The organism is Afipia birgiae 34632, assembly GCF_000308295.2.
GTDB classification, from domain to species: domain Bacteria; phylum Pseudomonadota; class Alphaproteobacteria; order Rhizobiales; family Xanthobacteraceae; genus Afipia; species Afipia birgiae.
In genome coordinates, this window is the sequence record NZ_HG326653.1 from 558,693 (window position 1) to 582,387 (window position 23,695).

Annotated in this window: 23 protein-coding genes, 1 tRNA gene and 2 pseudogenes; 7 read left to right on the forward strand and 19 right to left on the reverse strand. The window is 62.9% G+C overall.

Annotation, left to right across the window (positions count from 1 at the left end; all coding sequences use genetic code 11):
• Nucleotide 1: 1 nt before the first annotated feature.
• The 3 genes from BN32_RS16595 to BN32_RS16605 all read right to left on the reverse strand — a co-directional run bounded on the left by BN32_RS16595 (nt 2) and on the right by BN32_RS16605 (nt 1,315).
• Complete coding sequence (locus BN32_RS16595) at nt 2-394, reverse strand: nuclear transport factor 2 family protein (RefSeq protein ID WP_019199223.1); 393 nt, start codon at nt 392-394, stop codon at nt 2-4.
• 71 nt (nt 395-465) lie between these two features.
• Nucleotides 466-663, reverse strand: coding sequence for a Trm112 family protein (locus tag BN32_RS16600; RefSeq protein WP_019199222.1), 198 nt, complete (start codon nt 661-663; stop codon nt 466-468).
• A 91-nt stretch (nt 664-754) separates the two neighbouring features.
• A complete protein-coding gene (locus tag BN32_RS16605; RefSeq protein ID WP_019199221.1) occupies nt 755-1,315 on the reverse strand; it encodes a TetR/AcrR family transcriptional regulator in 561 nt (186 codons plus the stop codon).
• Between the two features lie 109 nt (nt 1,316-1,424).
• Between BN32_RS16605 and BN32_RS16610 the strand changes: the two genes are divergently transcribed.
• On the forward strand, nt 1,425-1,787 hold the full coding sequence (locus BN32_RS16610) for a hypothetical protein (RefSeq protein WP_019199220.1): 363 nt from the start codon (nt 1,425-1,427) through the stop codon (nt 1,785-1,787).
• A gap of 16 nt (nt 1,788-1,803) precedes the next feature.
• On the opposite strand, the gene BN32_RS16615 is transcribed toward BN32_RS16610, so the two are convergent.
• A complete protein-coding gene (locus BN32_RS16615) occupies nt 1,804-2,478 on the reverse strand; it encodes an LON peptidase substrate-binding domain-containing protein (RefSeq protein ID WP_019199219.1) in 675 nt (224 codons plus the stop codon).
• 42 nt (nt 2,479-2,520) lie between these two features.
• Entirely contained in the window at nt 2,521-3,441 is a 921-nt protein-coding gene (gene trxA / locus BN32_RS16620; RefSeq protein WP_019199218.1) for a thioredoxin, read from the reverse strand.
• 353 nt (nt 3,442-3,794) lie between these two features.
• Between trxA and BN32_RS16625 the strand changes: the two genes are divergently transcribed.
• Both BN32_RS16625 and BN32_RS16630 read left to right on the forward strand, forming a co-directional pair.
• Nucleotides 3,795-3,869: transfer RNA gene (locus BN32_RS16625), tRNA-Gly, on the forward strand.
• A gap of 235 nt (nt 3,870-4,104) precedes the next feature.
• The gene (locus BN32_RS16630; protein ID WP_019199217.1) at nt 4,105-5,160 is read left to right on the forward strand and encodes an alpha/beta hydrolase; all 1,056 of its coding nucleotides are present in this window, start codon (nt 4,105-4,107) and stop codon (nt 5,158-5,160) included.
• A gap of 71 nt (nt 5,161-5,231) precedes the next feature.
• Here BN32_RS16630 and panE read toward each other — a convergent pair whose 3' ends face one another.
• On the reverse strand, nt 5,232-6,161 hold the full coding sequence (gene panE, locus BN32_RS16635; protein WP_040426844.1) for a 2-dehydropantoate 2-reductase: 930 nt from the start codon (nt 6,159-6,161) through the stop codon (nt 5,232-5,234).
• 228 nt (nt 6,162-6,389) lie between these two features.
• Nucleotides 6,390-6,608 (reverse strand): annotated as a pseudogene (locus BN32_RS16640) (SDR family NAD(P)-dependent oxidoreductase); the annotation flags it as partial.
• Nucleotides 6,609-6,724: 116 nt separating this feature from the next.
• On the opposite strand from BN32_RS16640, the gene BN32_RS16645 reads away from it, so the two are divergent.
• Complete coding sequence (locus tag BN32_RS16645) at nt 6,725-7,390, forward strand: glutathione S-transferase family protein (RefSeq protein WP_040426609.1); 666 nt, start codon at nt 6,725-6,727, stop codon at nt 7,388-7,390.
• Between the two features lie 46 nt (nt 7,391-7,436).
• Here the strand turns inward: BN32_RS16645 and ggt are convergent, their stop codons facing one another.
• A complete protein-coding gene (ggt, locus tag BN32_RS16650) occupies nt 7,437-9,185 on the reverse strand; it encodes a gamma-glutamyltransferase (protein ID WP_019199213.1) in 1,749 nt (582 codons plus the stop codon).
• Between the two features lie 118 nt (nt 9,186-9,303).
• Between ggt and BN32_RS16655 the strand changes: the two genes are divergently transcribed.
• On the forward strand, nt 9,304-10,695 hold the full coding sequence (locus BN32_RS16655; protein ID WP_040426845.1) for an MFS transporter: 1,392 nt from the start codon (nt 9,304-9,306) through the stop codon (nt 10,693-10,695).
• A gap of 118 nt (nt 10,696-10,813) precedes the next feature.
• On the opposite strand, the gene purH is transcribed toward BN32_RS16655, so the two are convergent.
• The 3 genes from purH to BN32_RS16670 form a co-directional block, all read right to left on the reverse strand.
• Entirely contained in the window at nt 10,814-12,406 is a 1,593-nt protein-coding gene (gene purH, locus BN32_RS16660) for a bifunctional phosphoribosylaminoimidazolecarboxamide formyltransferase/IMP cyclohydrolase (RefSeq protein ID WP_019199211.1), read from the reverse strand.
• Between the two features lie 122 nt (nt 12,407-12,528).
• Nucleotides 12,529-14,283, reverse strand: coding sequence for a heparinase II/III family protein (locus BN32_RS16665; RefSeq protein ID WP_019199210.1), 1,755 nt, complete (start codon nt 14,281-14,283; stop codon nt 12,529-12,531).
• A gap of 243 nt (nt 14,284-14,526) precedes the next feature.
• Nucleotides 14,527-15,873: an RsmB/NOP family class I SAM-dependent RNA methyltransferase gene (locus BN32_RS16670; RefSeq protein ID WP_019199209.1), complete on the reverse strand. Its 1,347-nt coding sequence runs from the start codon at nt 15,871-15,873 to the stop codon at nt 14,527-14,529.
• A 252-nt stretch (nt 15,874-16,125) separates the two neighbouring features.
• On the opposite strand from BN32_RS16670, the gene BN32_RS16675 reads away from it, so the two are divergent.
• Both BN32_RS16675 and BN32_RS27795 read left to right on the forward strand, forming a co-directional pair.
• Complete coding sequence (locus BN32_RS16675) at nt 16,126-16,350, forward strand: DUF1674 domain-containing protein (RefSeq protein ID WP_019199208.1); 225 nt, start codon at nt 16,126-16,128, stop codon at nt 16,348-16,350.
• A gap of 133 nt (nt 16,351-16,483) precedes the next feature.
• Nucleotides 16,484-17,017 (forward strand): thermonuclease family protein, encoded by a 534-nt coding sequence (locus BN32_RS27795; RefSeq protein WP_019199207.1) that lies wholly within the window; start codon nt 16,484-16,486, stop codon nt 17,015-17,017.
• 61 nt (nt 17,018-17,078) lie between these two features.
• On the opposite strand, the gene BN32_RS16685 is transcribed toward BN32_RS27795, so the two are convergent.
• The 8 genes and pseudogenes from BN32_RS16685 to BN32_RS16720 all read right to left on the reverse strand — a co-directional run.
• Nucleotides 17,079-17,591: a L,D-transpeptidase gene (locus tag BN32_RS16685; RefSeq protein WP_040426847.1), complete on the reverse strand. Its 513-nt coding sequence runs from the start codon at nt 17,589-17,591 to the stop codon at nt 17,079-17,081.
• Between the two features lie 253 nt (nt 17,592-17,844).
• Entirely contained in the window at nt 17,845-18,180 is a 336-nt protein-coding gene (locus BN32_RS16690) for a Kelch repeat-containing protein (protein WP_019199205.1), read from the reverse strand.
• A 165-nt stretch (nt 18,181-18,345) separates the two neighbouring features.
• The gene (locus BN32_RS28140; protein ID WP_040426611.1) at nt 18,346-18,708 is read right to left on the reverse strand and encodes a Kazal-type serine protease inhibitor family protein; all 363 of its coding nucleotides are present in this window, start codon (nt 18,706-18,708) and stop codon (nt 18,346-18,348) included.
• A gap of 36 nt (nt 18,709-18,744) precedes the next feature.
• Nucleotides 18,745-20,697, reverse strand: coding sequence for an acetate--CoA ligase (gene acs, locus BN32_RS16700; protein ID WP_019199203.1), 1,953 nt, complete (start codon nt 20,695-20,697; stop codon nt 18,745-18,747).
• A gap of 170 nt (nt 20,698-20,867) precedes the next feature.
• Nucleotides 20,868-21,569: a class I SAM-dependent methyltransferase gene (locus BN32_RS16705; protein ID WP_051488525.1), complete on the reverse strand. Its 702-nt coding sequence runs from the start codon at nt 21,567-21,569 to the stop codon at nt 20,868-20,870.
• The gene (locus BN32_RS16710) at nt 21,536-21,949 is read right to left on the reverse strand and encodes an EVE domain-containing protein (RefSeq protein WP_019199201.1); all 414 of its coding nucleotides are present in this window, start codon (nt 21,947-21,949) and stop codon (nt 21,536-21,538) included. The genes BN32_RS16705 and BN32_RS16710 overlap by 34 nt, the downstream gene beginning before the upstream one ends.
• 10 nt (nt 21,950-21,959) lie before the next feature.
• Nucleotides 21,960-22,940 carry an NAD(P)H-dependent glycerol-3-phosphate dehydrogenase gene (locus BN32_RS16715; protein ID WP_019199200.1) on the reverse strand — a complete coding sequence of 327 codons (981 nt, stop codon included), beginning with the start codon at nt 22,938-22,940 and terminating at the stop codon, nt 21,960-21,962.
• A gap of 65 nt (nt 22,941-23,005) precedes the next feature.
• Nucleotides 23,006-23,695, reverse strand: a pseudogene (locus BN32_RS16720) (tRNA (adenosine(37)-N6)-threonylcarbamoyltransferase complex transferase subunit TsaD); the annotation flags it as partial.

A 23,695-nucleotide genomic window follows, 5' to 3' on the forward strand; every position in this document is an offset into this window, starting at 1 on the left:
GTCAGCTTGCTTTCGCCAGCTGTTCGCCCATCAGGCGATGCAGAAGATTCATTGCCTTTAGTGGCCGGACCATCACTTTGAAATGTGTAATCAGGAGCCCGTCATCGCTGAATGTGATGATGTCGACGCCATTGATCTTGATGCCTTCGACCTCGTTCTCGAACTCCAGCACCGCGCCGTTGTCGTTGCGCCACTCGCCGAGATACCTGAAGCCGGGGCCGCCGAGCACCGTTCCCGCGCTCGCCAGATACTTGAACGTGATGTCGCGTCCTCGCTGCGGCGTGTGGACGACGGGACTTTCGAACACGGCATCAGGGTGAAGCAGATCCCATAACATTTTTTCATCATGCGATTTGATAAAATCGTGCCAGCGTTCGAGAGCGGCGGGTCGCATCGGGTGTCTCCGGTGGTGTTATGGATAGGCGCCGCGCCCGCGGCAATGCCGCGGGCAGCGAAAGCCGCCGCTCAGTCAATCCGGCGCGCTTCTTCCGGCAGCATGATCGGGATGCCGTCGCGGATCGGGTAGGCGAGCTTGGCGGAGCGCGAGATCAGTTCCTGCCGCGCGCTGTCGAACTCCAGCGGCCCCTTGGTCTGGGGGCACACCAGAATTTCGAGAAGTTTCGGATCGACGCCGCTTTCGGGCCGCTCAGACGGCGAGGTCATAGGTCAACTCCAGATCAGGTCTTGTCGTGGCTTTGTATCACATCCAGGGCAACCCGGATCAACTGACCGAGCGGTTCCGTTGTCACAATCATCAGGCCGGCGTGTTGGCGATCCTGATCAACTCAGCAAAAATCTCTTCTTGCCGTGGCTTCGGCAACGGCCTTTCCGAGAGCGTGAAGCCGAGAAATGCCCAGTACAGAATCTGGGCGCGCGCCTGCGCCGCTGCGGGGGAATATCCCTGTGCCACAAACAGGCCCTCCATGTATGACAGCCTGCGCCGGTCGATGGCCTGCACCGCCGCGCGGGCCGCTGAATCGACCGTGGCCCAAGTGCGCACCGCCACTTCCACTGTAAACCTGCTACCGCCGAACGCCCGGCGCAGCAGCACGTTGATGGGAATTTCGCCCTCCGGCGAGCGCTCGAGACTGGCTATGATCTGCTCGGTCGCAACCTCCCGCCAGCGCTTGAGCAGGGCGGAATGGAACGCGCCGACATCCGCAAAATGCCAATAGAAGCTGCCGCGCGAGACGCCCATGGCTTTCGCCAGCGGCTCGGCCTTCAGCGCGGTGAATCCGCTTTCGCTCAGCGTTTTCAGGCCCTGATCGAGCCAGTCGGTGGCGGATAGCTGGTCGGATTGCGCGCTGTTCTTCACCGGTAAACCCCGCCGTCAGCGGCACCATACACAACAGTATTGACAGGTGCCAGCATTCGGCGCAGTCTAACCATACACATATGTATGGTCGAGATGAGGAGTTGGCGGGATGCGCGATCTGTTGCTGCAAGTCTCGGGAGGTCTCGCCATCGTCGTGGCGCTGATTCACGGTACGCTGGGCGAAACCAGAATATTCGCGCAAGGCAATAACAGGATTACGATCGAACCCGCGCAGGTGCGAACCTTGCTGCGGCTTGTCTGGCAGACCGGCACGGTGGCGTGGATCGGCGGAGGGGTTCTGTTGCTCACGGCGCCGCTGATGGGATCGGACGCCGCGCGCCATTGGATCGTCGTGACAATGGCGGTGGTGTTCGCCTTCGCAGCCGCGGCCAATGCCTGGGCCAAGCGCGGCCGTCATTTCGGATGGATGCTGCTGAGCGTGGTGGTGGTGCTGGCGATCGCGGGATACTAAACCCCGCCGCCGCTCGTTACTGCAGCGGCGGATCGCCGGATGTCTGCTTTTTCGCAAGATCCATTTCGGTGACGGCGATCAGGATTTCAGCGCGCGTCTTCAGATTCGGCGCTTCCAGCAGCGCCTGCTTCTCCGCCGGTCCATAGGGCGACATCATCGCCAGCGCATTGACCAGCGCTTCATTGGGTGCGCTTTCAATGCCTTCCCAATCCACCTTGAGCTGGTTGGCTTTCAGAAATTGCGTTAGTGCTGCCAGCAGCGCCTTGCGATCGACTTCCTCTTCGCCCTTGCGCGCGACGAAATCGTCAGGGAATGCGCTGAAGTCCACATTGCACTGGCGGTATGGCGTCAGCACTGTTTTTTCTTCGAGTACCCGGAAGCGGGCGACGCCGGTCAGTTCGAGGATGTAGCGGCCGTCGCCAGATTCGGCGAGCTGCGTGATGCGGCCGACGCAGCCGACCTTGAACAAAGTCGGCCGTTCGTTGCTGTGGGAGTGGGTCACGTCGGGCTGGATCATTCCGATCAGGCGGTGGCCGTCGCGAAACGCGTCGTCCACCATCTGAAGGTAGCGCGGCTCGAAAATATTAAGCGGCATCTGGCCGCGCGGCAGCAGCAGCGCCCCGGGCAGCGGAAACACCGGAATGACTTTCGGCAGATCGGCGGGCCCACGATATTCTGCGTTGATCGGCATCCGCTTCCCTCACGTCAGGCGTAAGAAGCTCGGTCAGGAGCTTCAGGAGAACAGGATCGTCGACAGACGTTTGCGGCCGTCAACGGTCGCATCGTCGTCCGGCCCCCACGCCTCGAAAAACTGCACGAGCTTCTTGCGCGCGCCGTCATCGTCCCATTTACGGTCGCGCTTGACGATGTCCAGCAGATGACCGGCCGCCTCGCTCCGCTTTCCGCTCGCATTGAGCGCCACGGCAAGATCGAAGCGTGATTGATGATCAAGCGGATTGGCAGCGACCTTCTGCTCAAGCTCGGTCACGGGACCCACGGCCTTCGCCTGTTCCGCGAGATCGAGCATCGTCTGCACTGCGGAGATCGCGGCATCGCTGCGCTTGGATTCCGGCACCATGGCCAGCGTCTGCTTGGCCTGCTCCAGCGCGCCGGCGGAGACATAGCATCGCGCGAGGCCGGCAAGCGCGGTGAGGTTGGTGGCATCGACTCCGAGCACTTCGGCATAGATCGACGCGGCCGTTGCCGGATCGCCCGCCGCCATTGCGGCCTCGGCCTCGTTCAGAATCAAGGTGACATCGTCCTCCGGCGAGGGCATGCCCTGGGTCAGCTTGTCGATGAAGGCCGTGACCTGGCTTTCGGGCACCGCGCCCATGAAGCCATCGGCCGGCTGGCCGTTGACGAAGGCAATGACGGCAGGGATCGACTGGATGCCCATCTGCCCGGGAATGGCAGGATGCTCGTCGATGTTCATCTTGACCAGCTTGACCCTGCCCTTTGCAGCGCGGACGGCTTTTTCGATCACCGGGGTCAGCTGCTTGCAGGGGCCGCACCACGGCGCCCAGAAGTCGATCAGCACCGGCTGGCGCTTCGATTCCTCGATAACGTCCTTCACGAAGGTCTGGGTCGTGGTGTCCTTGATCAGATCCGGCGGCGTCGTTGCCGCGGGTCCGGTGCCTTGTTCGACTATCGTCACGTGATCCTCGCCTGCCGAATGTCTTATGAAGAAGCCGCTTCTAGCATGGCTTGGGCCTTTCCCGGCAGCTTCGATCCGCCGCAGGGAAAATGGCCGATATGCAAGAAGGCGCGATTTCCGTGCGACCTCGGGTGGCCGTCAGGGCGAAAATGGCGCAAAGCCACAGATGGAGGTCTTTTGGGGGATTTTCAATCGGGCCGTGTACGGCAAAGGCCCATGAAAACATCGATTTGGCCCAAAACTGGCCGGAACCGGGCGTGCAGATTAAAGGATTAGCCCTGTTGCATTGCATGGCCGCATTTGGCATAGGTTTGCCCGGCGGCGCGCTTTGCGCCCCGCCCATTCTCTGTGATGCGGGTGTAGCTCAGGGGTAGAGCACGACCTTGCCAAGGTCGGGGTCGAGGGTTCGAATCCCTTCGCCCGCTCCAGAAATTCTTGGCCGATCAACGATCTTCGGATCGTTTGTCGAATGACAAGCCGCCGCAAGGCGGCTTTGTCGTTTTTCGCCGCCTAGCTCATTCGAGACCTCCAAAGACCAGCCCCAGCAATACCGCGCCTACCCATCGCTATGGAATCTACCTAGCATTGCCATCGCTCGGGCTGAGCGGACGATCCGCCTGGGGACGATCAAAAACTCAAACATAAAGTCCGCGGGAGGATTCGATGACCAGCAAGTTTTCTTGGTTCGCTTTGACGTGCCTCGCCGCCGGTGCACTTTTCACCGGTGTGAGCGCGCAGGCAAAGGACGTCAGGCTCGAGACGTCGGACACCATGATTCCGACAGGCGACGCCGGCATCCAGCTGTTCGTGCGCAACAAGCATCCGGCGAACCAGAAGAAATTCGCTGCCGACAAGATTCTGCTTTACGTACACGGTGCGACCTATCCCTCCGAGACCGCGTTCGATCTGCCCATCGAAGGCAAGTCGATGATGGATCTGATCGCGGCGCGAGGCTACGACGTCTATCTGGTGGATATTCGCGGCTACGGCCGCTCGTCGCGGCCGGCTGAAATGAGCCAGCCGCCCGGCGACAACAAGCCGATCGTTCAGACGCGCGTTGCCGCGAAGGACTTCGGGACCGCGGTGGATTACATCCTGAAAAAACGCGGGGTCTCCAAGATCAACGTGATGGGCTGGTCGTGGGGCACATCGACCGTGGGCCTCTACACCAGCGAGAACAACGCCAAGGTCAACCGCCTCGTGCTCTACGCGCCGCAGTGGATTCGCACCGAACCGCCGCCGGCGCAGTGGCCGAAGCTTGGCGCATATCGTCTCGTCTCGAAAGATTCGGCCAAGGAACGCTGGCTGAAGGATGTGCCGGAGAACAAGAAGGCCGATCTCATTCCGCCCGGCGTTTTCGATGCATGGGCCAATGCGACCTGGGCCACCGATCCGGATTCGGTCACGAAGAATCCCGGCATGCTGCGGGCACCGAACGGTGTGGTGGAAGACACACAGCTATATTGGGGCGCCGGCAAGGCGCTGTTCGATCCCGGCAAGATCACGGTACCGACGATTATTCTGCATGCCGAATGGGATGCAGACCTGCCGAGCTATCTCGCCCAGAACTATGTCAAGCAACTGAAGAATGCGCCGTACTGGCGGTTCATCGAGATCAGCGAGGGCACCCATACGGTGATGATGGAAAAGAACCGCATGCAGTTCTTCCGCGAGCTGATGAACTTCCTCGACGAGGAAAAGCCGCTTGCGTTGAAATGATCTCTGGACGGAAAGAAAGGCCGGGTTTGACCCGGCCTTTCTTATGTCTCGATGCTTACGAGGTGACCGCCTTACGCAAGTTGCGATTCGTAGGCCTTCAGGTGTGTGTAGACGATCCGCAGCAGCGGCACGTTCAGCACGCCCTTCTTGTTGGTTTCGGCGCGATGGATCAGGTCGCCGATAATCTGGTCGGCCTCGATCCGGGCATTGCTGCGGATGTCGCGCAGCATCGATGCGGTCAGCGGCGATCCCGGTGTGAACAGCAGACCCGCCGTGCGCTCCAGGAATTCCGGCCGCGGCGCGTGACCGGCGGCTTCGGTGATCGAGGCGATTTCCGAGCGGAGCGCGCGGATGAACTGCTCACCGCCGGGTGCGCCGGTGATGTGACCGGCGGGCGCGCGCATCAGCGAGGTCGCTCCCGCCAGCGTGGCGAGAAAAACCCACTTCTCATACATCTCCTGCATGATGACCTCACTGGCGCGGGCGTCGAACATCGCGCCCTGCAGCGTCGCTTCGATCCGCTTGGCGCGATCATCTTTCCGCGTGCCGCGTTCGCCGAACGACATCGAATGCATCGGCGCGAGATGATGGATGACACCTTCGGCGTCGAGCATCGACGCAACCTGGCATTGCCCGCCCATCACGCGATCGATGCCGAATTTTGCATCCAGCACGTCGAGATGCTTCATGCCATTGAGGAACGGAATGATCGCAGTGTCAGGACCGACGGCGGCCGCGAAGGATGCAATCGCGTCGTCGAGATCGTAGGCCTTGCAGCTCAGGATGATGACGTCGAACGGCGTCGTGATCTTCTCCGCCAGAACGGTCGGTGGATTCTTGAGCGTGACGTCGCCGACCGGGCTTTTGATGATCAGACCGTTCTTCGCCAGTAGTTCGGCACGCTTCGGCCGCACCAGAAAAGTGACGTCGCGGCCAGCCTGCAGCAATCTGCCGCCGAAATATCCGCCGGTCGCGCCAGCGCCGATGACCAGAATGCGCATCATCAAAATCCACTTCTTTGATAGTTTCAGGGTGATCCCGAAAATCGTGAAGCGATCTTCGGATCGGGCGACGGGAGAGACGCGCGATCCTTGCTCAAACGGTGATGTGGACGCAAGACGAGGTCGAGCCTTTGCGGCGCCCGGCTGTTATGCGCGGCGCGACTACCATTTCTCGCCGAACGGACGGATCTCGAGTTCGAACGTCCAGGCGCTGCGTGGCTGCTGGTACAGCAGCCAAACGATCTCGTCTTCCTTTCGGGCATCAAGCGAGCGGGCGTGGATCTCTCCGCCCGCCGCCTCGATCTCCTTGACCAGCGGCGCCAGTTTGTCGCCGTTGCGGCGGCCGGCGAACACCGTGAATCCTTCGGAAGCAAATTTCTTCGCGATCTCGCCGCCGATAAAGTCGCCGGCGCCGATCACCGCCACGGTCGCATTTCGCTTGGCCAAGATAGCCTCCTGTTCAGACGGTTGATGCGCGGCGGAAGATTGTTTTCGCCGCGGGTTCTTGGCGACATGGCTGGCACGTGTAGGACGTCCATCGATGTCGCACAGGAGCGGCCTGCATGCTCACGGTTCATCACCTCAATAATTCCCGCTCGCAGCGGATGCTCTGGCTGCTGGAAGAACTCGGCGTCCCTTACGAGATCGTGCGCTATCAGCGGCAGCCGTCGATGCTGGCGCCGAAGGAGTTGCGCGCCATCCATCCGCTGGGTAAGTCGCCGGTCATCACCGACAATGGCAACACTATCGCGGAGTCCGGCGCCATCGTTGAGTACATCATCGACACCTACGGCAACGGCCGGCTGATCCCGCTGCCGAGAACGCCGGAGCGGCTGCGTTACACCTACTGGCTGCATTATGCCGAAGGCTCGGCGATGCCTCTGCTGCTTCAGAAGCTGCTGTTCACGCTGGCGCCGAAGCGTGCGCCGGCCTTGATGCGGCCGCTGCTGATGCCGGTGTTCGGCAAGATGCTGACCACGCTGGTCAATCCGCAGCTCAAGCAGCACATCGCGTTCTGGGAAAGCGAACTCGGCAAGAGCGAATGGTTCGCGGGCAACGAGATGACGGCCGCCGACATTCAGATGAGTTTTCCGCTTGAGGCCGCCTCCGCCCGTGCCGGTCTCGATGAAAGCTCGCCGAAGGCTGGGGCCTTCCTGCAGCGTATCCACGCCCGTCCGGCCTATCAGCGGGCGCTGGAAAAGGGCGGGCCGTATCAGATCGGACGCTAGCTCACGTTACGGCCGGAAACCCGAACAACCGCTGCGCTGAATGGCTCTAATACCCGGCGGCCTCCGCGCCGCGTGTGCGAGGATCGGCAGCGCCGAGCAGACCGTCGGGTGTCACGGCGATGGAATTGGCAGAGGTCTGTCCAAGCGGCGCGATGATGCGGTGTCCGCGCTCACGCAACGCAGCAAGTGTCGCCTCGGGGAAACCGCGCTCGATGCGAACCTCGTCGGGCCGCCATTGATGATGCAGCCGCGGTGCCGACACCGCCGCCGCAACATTCATATCGAAGTCGATGGTGTTGATGAGCACCTGAAGCACCGCCGAGATGATCCGGCTGCCGCCGGGCGAACCCGTGACCAGCACCGGTTTGCCATCCCTCAAGACGATGGTGGGCGACATCGAGGATAACGGCCGCTTGCCTGGGCCGGGCAGGTTGGCCTCAAAACCGACGAGGCCGTAGGCGTTCGATGCGCCGGGGGCCGCGGTGAAATCGTCCATCTCGTTGTTGAGGAGGACGCCGGTGCCGTCAGCGACGAGGCCGACGCCGTAGCTGAAGTTCAGCGTGTAGGTGTTGCTCACGGCGTTGCCGGATGCATCCAGCACCGAATAGTGGGTGGTGTTGCTGCCTTCGCGCGGAGAAGTTGCCAGCGTTGTCTCGCTCCACGGCGTCGCCTTGGTCATGTCGATGGTGGCGCGCTGTTTTGCGGCGTATTCTTTCGCGAGGAGCTGCTGCATCGGCGCGTTAATGAAGGCCGGATCGCCGAGGTAACGCGCGCGATCGGCATAGGCGCGCTTCATCGCTTCGATGGAAACATGCAGCGCATCGACGGAGCCCGCGCCCATCTCGCGCAGCTTGTAGCCTTCGAGGATGTTCAGCGTTTCGATCAGCACGGTGCCGCCCGAGGACGGCAGCGGCATGGAGACGATATCGAAGCCGCGATAGGTGCCGCGCACCGGCGTGCGGACGATCGGCTGGTATGTCTTGAGATCGTCGCGCGTGATGATACCGCCTGCAGCCTGGATTCCGGCGGCAAGTTTTTCGGCGACCGCGCCGTCGTAGAAGCCGCTCACGCCTTGCGCCGAAATCGCCTCCAGCGTAGCGGCAAGGTCACTCTGGATCAAGCGGTCGCCGGGCTGGAGCGACGTGCCGTCGGCGCGCGAAAAGATCTTCGCGCTCGACGGCCATTTCGCCAGCCGCCGATGCCAGTCCGGCAATGTGTCGGCGGTGTCGTCGGCGATCACGAAACCGTCGCGTGCGAGCGCGATCGCAGGCGTGAGCAGATCCGCGAGCTTGAATTTTCCCGAGCCGTATTTTTCCAGCGCCAGCGCCAATCCTGCGACCGTGCCGGGGACGCCGATCCCGAGCGCCTGATCGCGAGACTTTTTTGTATCCGGCTTGCCGTCATCGCCGAGAAACATGTCACGCGTCGCGGCGGCCGGTGCGCTCTCGCGATAGTCGATCGCGACGGCTTCGTTGTTGTTCGCCAGGTGAACGATCATAAAGCCGCCGCCGCCAAGATTGCCGGCGCGCGGATAGGTCACAGCCATTGCGAATCCGGTGGCCACTGCGGCATCGACTGCGTTGCCGCCGCGCGCCAGAACGTCGCGGCCGATACCCGCTGCGATGCGCTCCTGCGCAACGACCATGCCATTCTTTGCAATGACTGGATTGACCGTGCTGAGCGCAGGCGGCGCGTAATATCCGTGTCTTGAATCCTGCGCGAAGACTGGTGCTTTCAGCAGAATGATCGCGGCGAGCGCGAAGGCGTATGCGCGGCGGGTGATAGACAGGGCCATGAGCCTCTCCGGTAAACCGCGCCTACGGAAAAACGCGATAGCAATTGGACCGCCGCACTATATGGTTCTGCCGCTGGCGGCGGACAACGTCCGCGCCGATTCGGCAGGAATTTCGATCATGTCTCAAGCTGTTCCGGCGCATGACAGTCACGCAAACGTGTCGCCGCAGACATATCCGCCGCGCAAGGCCGTCTTCGGCTGGATTCTGTTCGACTGGGCGGCGCAGCCGTACTTCAGTCTGATCACGACATTCGTGTTCGCGCCTTACTTTGCAACCCATGTGGCGGCGAATCCTGCCAGCGGACAGGCGATGTGGGGATTTGCGACCGCGGCGGCAGGTCTTGTCATTGCCTTGTTGTCGCCTGTACTCGGCGCAATCGCCGACGCCGGCGGGCGACGCAAGCCCTGGATAGCCGCGTTCGGCGCGCTGTTCGTGATCGGTGCGTCGATCATGTGGATCGGCAAGCCGGGCGATACCTCCGTCATTCTGCCGTTGCTGATCGCATTCGGCATCGCGACTGTCGGCATCGAATTCGCCACCGTGTTCAACAATGCAATGATGCCGACGCTGGTGCCTCCGGAGCGGATCGGACGGCTGTCGGGAACGGGCTGGGCCGCCGGATATGTCGGCGGCATTCTCAGTCTCATTCTCGTGCTCGGTTTTCTTGCGGCAAGCGGTGAGACCGGCCGCACGCTGTTCGGCTTTGCACCGCTGTTCGGTCTCGATCCGGCGACGCACGAGGGCGACCGCATCACCGGGCCGCTGAGCGGGCTCTGGTTCATCATCTTTGTGCTGCCGATGTTTCTGTTCACGCCCGATCGCGCCGCCAAGGCACCTGCACTTGGCGCGGTGCGTGAAGGCCTGCGCGAACTATGCGAAACGCTGTCAACGTTGCCGCGCCAGCCGCGGATGCTGACATTCCTGATCGCCAACATGGTCTACACGGATGCGCTGGTGGCGCTGTTCGCGTTCGGCGGCATCTATGCCGCGGGCACATTCGGCTGGCAGACGCTGCAGATCGGGACGTTCGGAATTCTCGCGGCCTTCTCCGGCACGCTGGGTGCGTGGATCGGTGGCAAGCTCGACGACCGGTTTGGACCGAAGGTCGTGATCGCGGGCAGCATGTCGATCTTGCTGCTTGCTTGCGCAGCGATTCTCTCGATCGACCGCGATACGCTGTTCTTCGTGTTCAAGGTCGCGCCGCCGCAGCCGGGCAAGCTGTTTGGCTCGCCTGCCGAGCAGGCTTATCTGGTGCTCGGATTCCTGATCGGCATGGCGGCAGGTCCGATGCAGGCTGCGTCGCGCACGCTGCTTATTCGCCTCGCGCCGAAGGACCGCATCACGCAGTTCTTTGGACTGTTCGCGCTGTCCGGCAAGGTGACGTCATTCATGGCGCCGCTGGTGGTCAGCATCGTGACCGCGGTGACCATGAGCCAGAAGGCCGGCATGGCCGTGCTGGTGGTGTTCTTCTCGGCGGGGCTTCTGCTGCTGTCGCGCGTGCGGGCGTAGGGCCACTCGCGTCATTCCGGACAGCCCGCGAAGCGGACTGATCCGGAATCTCGAAGAGCTTTTCCGAGAAGGATTCCGCGCTCGTTGCACTCGCGCCCCGGAATGACGTGTGTGGCGATCAGTGCTTGAAGTGCCGCGTGCCGGTGAACACCATGGCGATGCCATGTGCATCGGCGGCCTCAATCACCTCGTTGTCGCGCATCGAACCGCCGGGCTGAACCACCGCAGTTGCACCGGCTTCGATCGCGACCAGCAGGCCGTCCGCGAACGGGAAGAACGCGTCGGACGCCACCACCGAGCCCTTGGTCATCGGGGCGGCAAGTCCCAGCTCCTTCGCGGCGTCTTCGGCCTTGCGCGCGGCAATGCGCGCCGAATCCACCCGGCTCATCTGGCCTGCGCCGATGCCGACGGTGGCGAGATCCTTCGCGTAGATGATGGTGTTCGACTTCACGTGCTTGGCGACGCGGAACGCAAATCGCAGATCGTTCAGCTCGGCGTCGCTCGGCGCGCGCTTGGTGACGGTCTTGAAGGTCATGTCGTCGACCACGGCGTTGTCACGCGTCTGCACCAGAAGGCCACCGGCCACTGTCTTTGTCATGAGTCCGGCAGCGCGCGGATCGGGCAGACCGTCGGCCAGCAGCAGGCGCAGGTTCTTGCGCTTGCCGATGATGGCGATGGCCTCTTCGGTCGCGTCGGGCGCGATGATGACTTCGGTGAAGATTCCCGCGACGGCGTTGGCCGCGTCGGCATCGAGGGTGCGGTTGAACGCGATGATCCCGCCGTAGGCCGATGTTGAGTCGCAAGCCAGTGCCTTGCGATAGGCGCTGGCAAGGTCCGTTCCCTCGGCGACGCCGCAAGGATTGGCGTGCTTGACGATGACGCAGGCGGCGGTGCGTTTCGCATCGAACTCCGCGATGCACTCATAAGCCGCATCGGTGTCGTTGATGTTGTTGTAGGACAGTTCCTTGCCCTGCTGCTGGCGCGCGGTGGCGACGCCGGGCCGGCGATCGGGAGTCTTGTAAAACGACGCGCCCTGATGCGGGTTCTCGCCGTAACGCAGCGCCTGGATCAGCTTGCCGCCGAAGGCCCGGAAATCAGGAGCGTCGATTTTCAGCTGATCGGCGAACCAGTTCGAGATCGCCGCGTCATAGGCTGCGGTCCGCGCGTAGGCCTTTTGCGCGAGCCGCTTGCGGAGCGCCAGCGTGGTCGCGCCCTTGTTGGCCGCGAGTTCGTCCAGCACCGCCTGATAGTCGGACGCCTCGACCACAACGGCGACATCGTGATGGTTTTTCGCCGCGGCGCGGATCATCGCCGGGCCGCCGATGTCGATGTTCTCGATGCAGTCGTCTTCGGACGCACCTTTGTCGACGGTGGCTTCGAACGGATAAAGATTGACCACCAGAAGGTCGATCGGCGCGATGCCGTGATCCTTCATGCTGCGCGCGTGATCGGCGTTGTCCCGGATCGCCAGCAGTCCGCCGTGCACGTTCGGATGCAGCGTCTTGACCCGCCCGTCCATCATCTCGGGAAATCCGGTGAGGTCCGATACGTCGCGCACCTTGAGGCCGGCTTCGGCAATGGTCCTGGCGGTGCCGCCGGTGGAGACCAGTTCAATGCCGCTGTCGGAAAGCGCGCGGGCGAATTCGATCAGGCCGGATTTATCGGAAACGGAGAGAAGTGCGCGCGTGACGCGGCGCGGGTGGTCAGTCATGAGAAAGGGTCCTGGTTCGATAGATGCCGCCGGGTAGCATGGTTTCCCGCCCGGCAAAACGGCCCAGTTCACCAAAAGCCCCCTTTTTTGAGGGCAATTGAAACAGGATAATATTCAGCGGATTAAAGCGGCAATTCCGGCTCGCGGCGGGCGTCGCGGCGGGCATTGGTCACGGTCGCTGACGCAGATGAGCGGGTGAAGCCCCAGCGCACGCTCGGCGAGTCCTTCCGGTTCTGCCGGATCACGATCTGGGCGGTCCGGCGCGGGCCGTCGGAGCCTGCCAGAAACACGCTGTCCTCCAGATCAACCTTGTCGTTGAGAGCTTCGAACGTCCAGACGTCGCGGTTGGGCAGCACCAGCATCACGCCGCGCGCGTCGGTGAGGCGGCTGGCCTTTACCGACGGATGCAAGTGAAACCGCAGCACATAGTCGTCGGGCTTGCTGCGCGACGAGGCACCGGATGCGTTCAGCAACGTATCTTCGCCGTCGAGCCGGGTGCCGTCGGAGGAGAGAGTCAGGCTGCGCTGATGCACGACGCCGAATTGGCGCGCATAGGCGTCGTGGGTTGCGGTCAGTTGAATGCTGTCGTTGGCGATCTCGCGAAACACGCCGACATTGGACGGCCCGCTGACGATGGGCGCGCCCTGCAGCATCCGCTTCATGGCAGGCAATTCGATGAACTGGCACGACGAGGTCTCGTGACAGATCAGGGTCGAATGTGCCGCCGTCGATCGCGCGAAGGCGCGCCAGTTGTCGCGGCCGGTGGAAGGAATTCCGCAATTGACCACGATGCGGCTGGTGCCGGACGACAGTTCGAACGACAGGCAGCCCGCATGGGCATCGCGGCTCACTGCCGGCGGCGGCGGGGCGCCGGTGTCCATGATGACGGCGGTGGTGCCGGCATCGAGGCGCTGGAAGCCCGAATGCGGCATGTTGGACATTGGGATGCCATGGGTGTCGTCATAGGCGAGCAATGTTGCGAGCAGGCCCGACGGCGCACTGCTCATGCCGTTGAACAGCGCAAAACTTCCGTCGCCGTGGCGGAAGAAACGCAGCATCGGCATCATGCGGTCGATTGCGTTCAGCAGCGCGGGCGGCGGCGCGATGTTGCGGGCGGTGAAGGTCTGACGCAGCGGCAAAAGATCGGGCAGCAATTCGATCAGCGCCCCCGGGTTGCGTGAAATATGTCCGCCATCGGGAAGTAGTTGCCGCTGCAATTCGTCGGAAAGTTTTCGCGACGCGGTGCGGATATGCTTGGCCTGATTGGCCAGACACAGCGACGCGTAGCATAGCGCGATCAGCACCTGCAGGCGCGGCACGCCGTCGGGAATATCGACCATCGTGTAGCGCAGATAACGGATCTCGCGCGTCAGGCTGCGCAGGAAGCGCCGGTAGAATTTTCCGTCGGCATCGTTCAACACCAGCGGCGCCTGCGACAGCAGCGAGATCACGCGCCGCGCCAGCACGTCGGCGCGCCAGCCGGTGCCGCGCTTGCGGATCGGTTTCGAAATCCAGTCGTCGATCAGCGAGCGCGCGTTGGCGCGGGTGATGGCGGAATCCGCCGCGCGCAGATGGCGCAGCCAGCCGAAGCCGAGCAGGTTGGCTTCCCAGTCGTCCGACGGTGGATCGAGTTCGAAAATCGAGCGGCCATGGGAGGTGACGATCTTGCCGGCGAAGACGAAACGCCCGGCATAGATTTCCGACGCGCGCGTGGCGTCGACGGTGCGCAGATCGTTGGGAGCGATCAGCAGCCGATCGGTGCGGCCGGGCCAGAAGCGTGATAGCGCAACCGACTGCCCGCTGGCGCGTGCGAGTACGTTCCGCGCGGCGCGGCCAAGCAGAAGAGACGAGATGCGTCGTCGGTAAGCGACCGCCACGTGCGCCCTGTCCTGATCGCGCTGGCGAAATCGGGTACCCCCGCCGCCGAACGTGATCGTTCCCCATTAAACCGGAGCATTCCTCCCCGAAACCCACGAGGGACGCTAACGCGCCGCACTGTGAGGGAATCTCCGCGCACCGTTGTAATCCGGAAATGTCCGCAAGGCACCCCCAAGGACATCCATCAACAGCGGTTGACCGCTTGCCGCGAATCACCTGCGCGCCAGGGATGAGAATCGAAGTCAGGACTTGATCAGGCGCGCCGCGTAAAAGCCGTCGAGGCCGCCCAGGCGCGAATCGCCATGGGCGAGATGCGAGGGCAGGGTGCGGATGTCGCCGCCAGGGGTGAGAATTTCGTCCAGCCCCGCCACTTCATCCCGCCCGACAGGCGCGCGCCGAAGGCCTGATTCGGCCGCAAGGACGCTCGCAACGGCTTGCTCGCCTTCTTCGGGTTCCAGCGAGCAGGTGCAATAGACCAGGGTACCGCCGGGCTTCAGCAGCGTGACGGCTTTTTGCAGCAGACGTTTTTGCACGGCGGCGAGCGCGCCGATGTCCGATTCCTGTTTCAGCCACGCGACGTCGGGATGCCGCCGGATCGTGCCGGTCGCAGCGCAGGGTGCGTCGATCAACACGCCGTCGAACAACTCCCCGGGCGGCTGCCACTCGGTCGCGTCCGCCACAGCGGTCCCGGCCTCGAGCGACAACCGGGACAGATTCTCCCGCAGCCGCGCGATGCGATTCGGCGAGCGGTCGACCGCGGTCACCCGCGCGCCTGCATGGACGAGTTGCGCGGTCTTGCCGCCGGGCGCCGCGCACAGATCGACGATGGTCTTGTCCTTAATGTCGCCGAACAGCCGGGCGGGCATCGCGGCGGCTGCATCCTGAACCCACCACTCGCCCTCGTTGAAGCCGGGAAGCATGGTGACCGATCCATGCAGCAGCGTTCGCACCGTGCCGGTCGCCAGGGCTTCACCATGCAGCCGCGTCGCCCAACTGTCCGGATCGGATTTGACGGTCAGGTCCAGTGCGGGTTCGACGCTGATGGCGGCAGCCATTGCACGTGCCGCGTCTTCGCCGTAAGTCGCGATCCAGCGCGCCGTAAGCCACGGCGGCAGATCGAGCATCTGCGATTTGACTTCGTCGATCAGCGGCTGGCCTTCGCGCGCGCAGCGCCGCAGCACGGCGTTGACGAGGCCTGCGTATTTCGCGGCCCGGCGATCCGCCTGCACAAGGCGCACCGACAGATCGACCGCGGCGTGATCGGGAACATCCATCCACAAAATCTGGGCGGCGCCGATCAGCAGCGCGCTTTGCGCGCGCGGCGCGTCGTTCGGAATTCCGCGGTCGAGCAGCCGCGACAGCACATGGCCGAGCGTGCCCAGCCGCCGCAGAATCGTTGCGACCAGCCGGCGCATCAGCGCGCGATCGCGATCCGCAAGCGTCTTCAATCCCGGATGAGCGCCAACGCCGTCGAGCTGATCGTCGAGCATGCGGTGCTTGTGCAGCACGCCGTCAAGAATATCGGCCGCGATCCTGCGCGCTGCGAGGCCGGGGACCTCGGTGGGCGGGACAAATCTTGAAGGCTTCATGCGGCAAAAAACATTCGCTGGCGGGACAGGCGCGACGGACGTCGCAATGAGGTGACTACGTGACATGGGAATATGCCAAATGTAAGAATTGCGTCGTGTCTGAATCGTCTTGTCTAAAACATCTCGGGGAATGTAAGCCGCTTCACATACAAACTGTGCGCCGACGTGATACGGCGTGTGCCACGGGCCTTGATCGTGGGCCCGGTCTATCTAGATTTGAATTTCGGCTCTGACCACCCGGGAGTGTCAGCCATGAATGATGACCCGTCTCGCTCCAATCCTGTCGATGCCGATCTGAGCGCCGTTCGCAAGCCGCTGTCGCCGCAGGCCCAGCGGGCGCTCGCTGAAGCCGAAGAGCGGCGATCGAAGGCCGCGCAGGAAAACAGCCATCGTGCAAATGAGGTTCAGGGTCCCAAGGGGCTGGAACCAACCCGGTACGGGGACTGGGAACACAAGGGGCTGTGTTCCGACTTCTAGTTTTACGTACGACTACGGACGAACCGGATCGCTCTTGCCGCTGAGCTAGTTTTGGTCCTATTCTAGGCATATGTTCCTAGATCGGCCTTTCCACCGTGCATCCCGGTCACCGGCGCCTGGCTCGCCGGGGTGGATGCTTGGCCTGATTTTCGGCGCCGGCGTTGCGGCAGGAACCGCGATCCCGGCACAGGATCGTTTGCCGTGGAACGCGGCGTCCGCCGCGATGTCTATCCCATCATCGCCGGATCCGCGGTCTCCCGTCGCTCAGATGAATTGGAGCCGCGACGGCAACCCGGGCGTGTGCCATTCCGTCGAAGTTGTCCGCGTGGTGGATGGCGACACGTTCGAGGCGCGGGTGCATCTGTGGCCGGGGCTGGAGATGACGACGCGGGTAAGGCTGCGCGGTGTCGACGCGCCGGAGATAAAGGGCGCATGCGCCGACGAATTCCGGATGGCGGAAGCGGCAGGCGAGATGCTGCGTGCGCTGCTTGCGGACGGCGATGTCGCGATCTTCAATATCGGTCCCGACAAATACAACGGCCGGGTGGTCGCAGACGCTGCTACGCGGCGAACGCCGAGCATTTCATCGGCGTTGCTCACATCGGGTCACGCGAGGCCCTATCAGGGCGGCAAGCGCGGCGGCTGGTGCACGGCCGCGATGCGATGAAGCCGGAATCAAGAAAGCCGCGGCGTGGCGCGGCTTTCTGCATTCATCACGGGTCGAGAGATCAGCGCGAGGTGACGATCACTGGGGTGCCGACCTCGACGCGATTGAACAGATCGCTGATGTCCTGATTGTACATCCGCACGCAGCCGTAGGAGACATAGCCGCCGACGGAGTTGGGACGATTGGTGCCGTGAATGGCGTACTCGCCGCCTTCGAGCGTCATGGCGGCGACGCCCATCGGATTGGACGGCGCGCCGCCGGGAATGACATTGGGAATGTTCGGATTGTCGCGCTTCACCTCCGCGGGCGGCGACCATGCTGGGTGGCGGTACTTGCCGTCGATGCGGGTGGCGCCGGACCATTGCTTGCCGGCCTTGCCGACGCCGACCGGATAGCGCAATGCGCGTCCTTCGCCGAGCACCAGATACAGTTTGCGCTCACTGGTCTTCACCACGATGGTGCCCGGCGCATAGCCGTTGGGAGAAGCGACCTCGGACGGCGCCGCCAGTGCTGCCGTGCCGGAAAATCCAATCGCCATTGTGACCGACAGCGCCATCGTCAATTTACGAAGCATCATTGTCTCCCGTCTCTTTCGTTCATCGCGGAGCACACGGCCGCAGAACTGATCGTCCTATGGCTGTGTCCTCGCCAGCTTGCAGCAGAGGCTTCAACAGCCCCTTATCTTTGGATGCAAAAGGCCGATTACCTGCGCCTTAGAAAGAAAATTCCGGTGTCAAAGTAAATGCCCGGAAAACAACACACCCGGCCAAACGGCCCCGGGGCGGCTGACATTTCCGTGAGGGCCGGGAAGGTATGAGATTCCACGATCATCCGAGCGTGAACGCCTCATGCACGGCCGACTGCACCGCGCCGCCGGTCACGGCGCCGCCGCCGGCGACATAGATCCAGTCGCCGATGGTTACCGCCCCCACGGCATGACGCGGCGTCGGCATCGGCGCGTGGCTTTGCCAGCGGTCCGATGCGGGATCGTAGCTTTCCATCTGGCCGAACACCTTGCCTTGCGTGATCTGTCCGTTGCGGATCACACCGGACTCGCCGCCCATCGCGAACAACCGGTCGCGGTACACCACGAGTCCATGGCCGGAGCGCGTGGTGGGCAGTGGTGCGCGCAGCTCCCATGTATCGCGCTCCGGCAGATACACATGATGCAATTCGGTGTTGTATTCGAAAGTGTTGAAGCGCCCGGTCCATGCTGGCTTCTCCGTCCGCCGTGGACCTGGAATTTATCACAGCCGGCGTGTGGTGGCAGTGAGATCTGGCCGGTCAAAAAATGTTCACAAACGCCAGATGATCTCCGTAGAGCCGCGTTATTTCTTGCCGGCTTTCGGTTCTTTTGCCTTCGGCTCTTTCGGACATGCGCCGACATGGTCGAGCTGCACCTTGACCCTTTGACGCTCGCAGTCATTAGCGTAGGTCTTGCCGTTGCAGCCGCACACCGGCCGGGAGACCCGCATACAGAAGGTGGGCGCTTTGTCGCACTGACCCGCAGCGTCGGCGACCTTGCAGTGTCCAGCGACCCTTTGGCACCAAAGGGCCGAATTGCATGTGATATTGGCGGCACCGCCGCATGCCTCATCGAGATTTGCCGCCTCGGATTTGCTCAATCCGATCGCCATGCCAAGCATGGCGATCAGGATCGCAACCATTAGACCAGTGAAGCCCGCTCGCATGGATACCCCCAAGCAGCAACCCGCAGTCCGAATACCTCAGGCGCTCTTCTTGTTCTGCCGGTTGTGCACCAGATCGTCGACGACCATTGGATCGGCCAGCGTCGAAGTATCGCCGAGCGCGCCGGATTCGTCTTCCGCGATCTTGCGCAGGATGCGGCGCATGATCTTGCCCGAGCGCGTTTTCGGCAGGCCCGGCGCGAACTGGATCAGGTCAGGCGATGCGATCGGGCCGATGTCCTTGCGCACCCACGCGACCAGTTCCTTGCGCAGCGTCTCGGTCGGCTCGACGCCCTTCATCAGCGTCACGTAAGCGTAGATGCCCTGACCCTTGATGTCGTGCGGGTAACCAACCACGGCCGCTTCCGACACCGCATCATGCGCCACCAGTGAGCTTTCGACTTCCGCCGTGCCCATGCGGTGACCGGACACGTTGATCACGTCGTCGACGCGGCCGGTGATCCAGTAATAGCCGTCGGCGTCGCGGCGGCAGCCGTCGCCGGTGAAGTACTTGCCCTTGTAGGTCGAGAAGTAGGTTTGCTCGAAACGCGGATGGTCGCCATAAACCGTGCGCATCTGGCCGGGCCATGACTTGGCGATGCAGAGATTGCCCTGCGCCTCGCCATCGAGAACCTTGCCGTCGGCATCGACGATTTCCGGCACCACGCCGAAGAACGGCTTGGTGGCCGAACCCGGCTTCTGTGCAATCGCGCCGGGCAGCGGCGTAATCAGAATGCCGCCGGTCTCGGTCTGCCACCAGGTATCGACGATCGGGCAGCGGCCGTCGCCGACCACGCGATGGTACCATTCCCACGCTTCGGGATTGATCGGCTCGCCGACCGAGCCGAGCAGGCGAAGCGACGCACGCGACGTCTTCTTCACCGGATCGTCGCCGGACTGCATCAGCGCACGGATCGCGGTGGGTGCAGTGTAGAAGATGTTGACCTTGTGCTTGTCGACGACGTTCCAGAACCGCGAATTGTCCGGATAGTTAGGCACGCCTTCGAACATCAGCGTGGTCGCGCCGTTGGCGAGCGGCCCGTACAGAATGTAGCTGTGGCCGGTGACCCAGCCGACGTCGGCGGTGCACCAGTAGATGTCACCCTCGTGATAATCGAACACGTATTGATGCGTCATCGAGGCGAAGGCGAGATAGCCGCCGGTGGTGTGCAGCACGCCCTTGGGCTGGCCGGTCGAACCCGATGTGTAGAGAATGAACAGCGGATCTTCCGCGTTCATCGGCTCCACCGGGCAATCAGTATCGACCATGGCCGCTGCTTCGTGGTGCCAGACGTCGCGCACCGGGTCCATGTCGATCGCGCCGCCGGTGCGTTTCACGACAACGACCCAGTCGACGCCGCCGCCGATCTTGGCGATCGCCGCATCCACGTTGGCTTTCAGCGGGATCTTCTTGCCGCCGCGCAGGCCCTCGTCGGCGGTGATGATGACCTTGGATTTGCAGTCGGTGATGCGCTGCGCGAGCGAATCCGGCGAGAAGCCGCCAAACACCACGGAATGAATAGCGCCGATGCGCGCGCAGGCCAGCATGGCGTAGGCCGCTTCCGGAATCATCGGCAGATAGATGGTGACGCGGTCGCCCTTTTCGACATTCCGCAGCCGCAGGATGTTCGCCATCTTGCAGACTTCGTCATGCAGCTCGCGATAGGTGATCTTTTTCGATTCGGACGGATCGTCGCCTTCCCAGATGATGGCGGTCTGGTCGCCGCGCTTGTCGAGATGGCGGTCGATGCAATTCCATGCGGCGTTCAGCACGCCGTCCTCGAACCACTTGATCGAGATATTGCCGGGCTCGAACGAGACGTTCTCGACCTTGGTGAAGGGCTTGATCCAGCCGAGGCGCTTCGAGGCTTCATCAGCCCAGAAACCGTTGGGGTCTTTCACGGAGCGCGCATACATATCGCGGTACTTGGCGTCGTCGATGAAGGCACGCTTCGCCCATTCCGCAGATACGTCGTAAATTTTCTCGGACATGACTTCCTCACTCCCTTCACGCAGGCCGTCCGCGGCGCAACATGCGCGCGGGCTCTTTCTTGTTTTTTATATTATGCGCTTTTGCATACAACAGCGACAAGCCACGGCAACTAGGACTTTTGTCGGACCCTGACGCCCCGTGGTCCTTCAAACCGGGTTTGATGTGTCATTTATGTGAGCGGAAGCAGGCCCCACACGGCGGTTTGCTTGATTTCTGCGTCCTCGAGATCGCGGGTGACCGGCACGCTGTAGTCGGCGATCCGGCGCAGTTTGTCGCGGGGCAAATAGCTGCGGCCGGGATCGCCGATCAGGACGGTGCCGCCGTGTGCGGCGTGGTCCTGAAGAAAATCGAACGCCCGTTGCGCGGTGTCGCGCTCATAGAAAATATCGCCGGCCAGGATGACATCCCAGCGGCCGGGATCGCCGCCCGCGAGCAGATCGTTCCCGCATGTCGTCAGCGCAACACCGTTCTGCGCTGCGTTCAGCGCCGCGGCGGCGCAGGCAAACGCATCGATATCCGCGACGGTCACAGATGCTGCGCCGGCCTTCATGGCGGCGATGCCGACAAGGCCTGATCCGCTGGCAAGATCGAGCACCGTCTTGCCGCGGACCAAAGCTGCATTGTCGAGAACATGACGTGCCAGCGCCTGACCGCCGGCCCAGGCAAAGGCCCAGAACGGCGGCGGCAATCCGGCTTCGCCGATTTCTTCCTCGGTCTTGTGCCAAAGCGGCACGGCTTCGTCGGCCACGAACAGCGAAATCTCCGGTGTCAGCGGCACCGCGCGCAGCCGCGTGTTGGCGCGGATGAACGCGTCCTTGTCGGCGATGACGAGCGTGTTCAAACTCCGCCCATCTTGCAGACCAGCTTCCATGCATCCGCCGTAACGGACTGCACGGATAATCGCGAGTATTTCACCAGATCCATCTCGGCGAGCTTGGCTTCGGCCTTGATCGTCTCAAGCGTGACCGGCGTCTTCAGCGGCTTGTCGGCCTTGATGTCAACGCAGACGAACTTGCCGGTTTTGTCGGTGGGATCGGGATAGTGCTCGCGGATAATCTCGACGATGCCGACGATCTCCTTGCCTTCATTGGAATGATAGTAGAAGGCGCGGTCGCCTTTTTTCATCTTCATCATGTTGGCTTTTGCGGTGTGATTGCGCACGCCGGTCCAGGCTTCACCCTTGGCGCCTTTCGCGACCTGCTGATCCCACGACCAGGTGGAGGGTTCTGATTTTACAAGCCAGTACGCCATTGCGTTTCCTTTATCCTTCGGCCCGGAACGGCCGCGTCAGCAGCGTCTCGATCGCCTCATCGATGGTCAATGCGCCGCTAAGAATCGCCGCTACCGCATTGGCCACCGGCATTTCAATATTCTTTTCAGCGGCGAGTTCAATCAGCACCGGCGCGGTGAATTCGCCTTCGACGAGTTTGCCGCGCGCCGGCGCTTCGCCTTTCCCCAGCGCAATGCCGTGGGAAAAATTGCGCGACTGCGGACTCGAACAGGACAGCAGCAGATCGCCGAGCCCCGACAGTCCGGCGATAGTCTCGCTCTTCGCGCCGCAGGCGAGACCCAGACGCATCAGCTCCGCGAAGCCGCGCGTGGTCAGCGCCGCCAGCGCCGACGCGCCGAGCTTTCGGCCTGCGACGATGCCGGCCGCAATCGCCAGCACGTTCTTGGCCGCGCCGCCGATCTCGACGCCGCGCACGTCTGTCGAATGATAGGGACGGAACGTCGCCGAGCCGAGCGCCTGCACCAGCGCTTTTGCGAGCGCCTCATCGGTTGTCGCGAGCGTGACGGCGGTCGGCAGTCCGCGCGCAACATCGACGTCGAAACTCGGTCCCGAAAGAATCGCGGGCGCCGCGTCCGGTGCAACCTCCGTGACGATCTGCGTCATGAACTGATGCGTGCCGCGCTCGATGCCCTTGGCGCAGACGATGACCGGCGTTCCGGCCGCAAGATGCGGCGCAAGCGCGGTCGCCGCCTGCCGCAGGCTTTGCGCAGGGGTCACCAGCAGCACCGCATTGGCCTGACCGGCCCGGGCGAGGTCACTGGTGACGGAGACTGCCTTCGCAAGCTGGATGCCGGGCAGTTTCGGATTTTCGCGCGTCTGTGAAATCTTTTCGGCCACGGCGCTGTCACGCGCATAGAGAACGACATCCCGCCCTGCGCGCGCCGCGGCATTGGCAAGGGCCGTGCCCCATGCGCCCGCGCCGACAACGGAAATGGTCTGATGCGCGATCATGGAGTCTTCACTATTGAAGGCATGATCTTATCCGAAAACCGGTGTCCACTTTTCAGGATCATGCCTTAGTGTCTCGCACGCGTATTGGCGAACTTTGAAGGCGTCGAAGCGGTTTCATCGAGCCGCCAGCGTGCGCGCGGCGCGGTCTCCATATCGTCGAGCATCTTCAGCGCGAGCCGTTCCGCGCCGGCCCACGCGATCATCGCGCCATTGTCGGTGCACAGCGCAGGCGGCGGAATGATCAGCATGGTCTGCGCGCGTCCCGCGATATCCTGCAATGCGCCGCGAATCGCGAGATTGGAGGCGACGCCGCCCGCCGCGACCAGCGCGCGCGGCGGGCCGAACTGTTCCTGAAACAGCCGCAGCCCGACGTGGATCCGGTCCGCGGTCAGTTCAAGCACGGCGGCCTGAAATCCGGCACAGAGATCGGAGACGTCCTGCGGCTCAAGCGGCATCAGGCGGGTGACTTCGTTGCGCACCGCCGTCTTCAGGCCGGACAGCGAGAAGTTCGCATCGGGCCGCCCGACCATCGGACGCGGAAACACGAAGCGCTCGGGATTGCCATGCGCCGCCGCGCGCTCGACCTGCGGCCCGCCCGGATAGGGCAGATCCAGCATTTTCGCGACCTTGTCGAACGCCTCGCCCATCGCATCGTCGAGCGTGGTGCCGAGCCGGACTACTACTTTTCCGACCGCCGAGCACCGCGACGTATCGTGGGTGTCGGCCGCCGGACGCGAGGAACAGGCAAGTAAGGT

What these genes read in the sequence shown, in the direction of transcription:
- BN32_RS16645 (WP_040426609.1), top strand. Translation starts at nt 6,725, where the DNA reads ATGCTCACGGTTCATCACCTCAATAATTCCCGCTCGCAGCGGATGCTC.
- BN32_RS16630 (WP_019199217.1), top strand. Translation starts at nt 4,105, where the DNA reads ATGACCAGCAAGTTTTCTTGGTTCGCTTTGACGTGCCTCGCCGCCGGT.
- panE (WP_040426844.1), bottom strand. Translation starts at nt 6,161, where the DNA reads ATGCGCATTCTGGTCATCGGCGCTGGCGCGACCGGCGGATATTTCGGC.
- BN32_RS16595 (WP_019199223.1), bottom strand. Translation starts at nt 394, where the DNA reads ATGCGACCCGCCGCTCTCGAACGCTGGCACGATTTTATCAAATCGCAT.
- BN32_RS16715 (WP_019199200.1), bottom strand. Translation starts at nt 22,940, where the DNA reads ATGATCGCGCATCAGACCATTTCCGTTGTCGGCGCGGGCGCATGGGGC.
- acs (WP_019199203.1), bottom strand. Translation starts at nt 20,697, where the DNA reads ATGTCCGAGAAAATTTACGACGTATCTGCGGAATGGGCGAAGCGTGCC.
- BN32_RS16600 (WP_019199222.1), bottom strand. Translation starts at nt 663, where the DNA reads ATGACCTCGCCGTCTGAGCGGCCCGAAAGCGGCGTCGATCCGAAACTT.
- BN32_RS16705 (WP_051488525.1), bottom strand. Translation starts at nt 21,569, where the DNA reads ATGGAAGCTGGTCTGCAAGATGGGCGGAGTTTGAACACGCTCGTCATC.
- BN32_RS16610 (WP_019199220.1), top strand. Translation starts at nt 1,425, where the DNA reads ATGCGCGATCTGTTGCTGCAAGTCTCGGGAGGTCTCGCCATCGTCGTG.
- purH (WP_019199211.1), bottom strand. Translation starts at nt 12,406, where the DNA reads ATGACTGACCACCCGCGCCGCGTCACGCGCGCACTTCTCTCCGTTTCC.
- ggt (WP_019199213.1), bottom strand. Translation starts at nt 9,185, where the DNA reads ATGGCCCTGTCTATCACCCGCCGCGCATACGCCTTCGCGCTCGCCGCG.
- BN32_RS16615 (WP_019199219.1), bottom strand. Translation starts at nt 2,478, where the DNA reads ATGCCGATCAACGCAGAATATCGTGGGCCCGCCGATCTGCCGAAAGTC.
- BN32_RS16675 (WP_019199208.1), top strand. Translation starts at nt 16,126, where the DNA reads ATGAATGATGACCCGTCTCGCTCCAATCCTGTCGATGCCGATCTGAGC.
- BN32_RS16685 (WP_040426847.1), bottom strand. Translation starts at nt 17,591, where the DNA reads ATGCTTCGTAAATTGACGATGGCGCTGTCGGTCACAATGGCGATTGGA.
- BN32_RS28140 (WP_040426611.1), bottom strand. Translation starts at nt 18,708, where the DNA reads ATGCGAGCGGGCTTCACTGGTCTAATGGTTGCGATCCTGATCGCCATG.
- BN32_RS27795 (WP_019199207.1), top strand. Translation starts at nt 16,484, where the DNA reads ATGCTTGGCCTGATTTTCGGCGCCGGCGTTGCGGCAGGAACCGCGATC.
- BN32_RS16655 (WP_040426845.1), top strand. Translation starts at nt 9,304, where the DNA reads ATGTCTCAAGCTGTTCCGGCGCATGACAGTCACGCAAACGTGTCGCCG.
- BN32_RS16670 (WP_019199209.1), bottom strand. Translation starts at nt 15,873, where the DNA reads ATGAAGCCTTCAAGATTTGTCCCGCCCACCGAGGTCCCCGGCCTCGCA.
- BN32_RS16710 (WP_019199201.1), bottom strand. Translation starts at nt 21,949, where the DNA reads ATGGCGTACTGGCTTGTAAAATCAGAACCCTCCACCTGGTCGTGGGAT.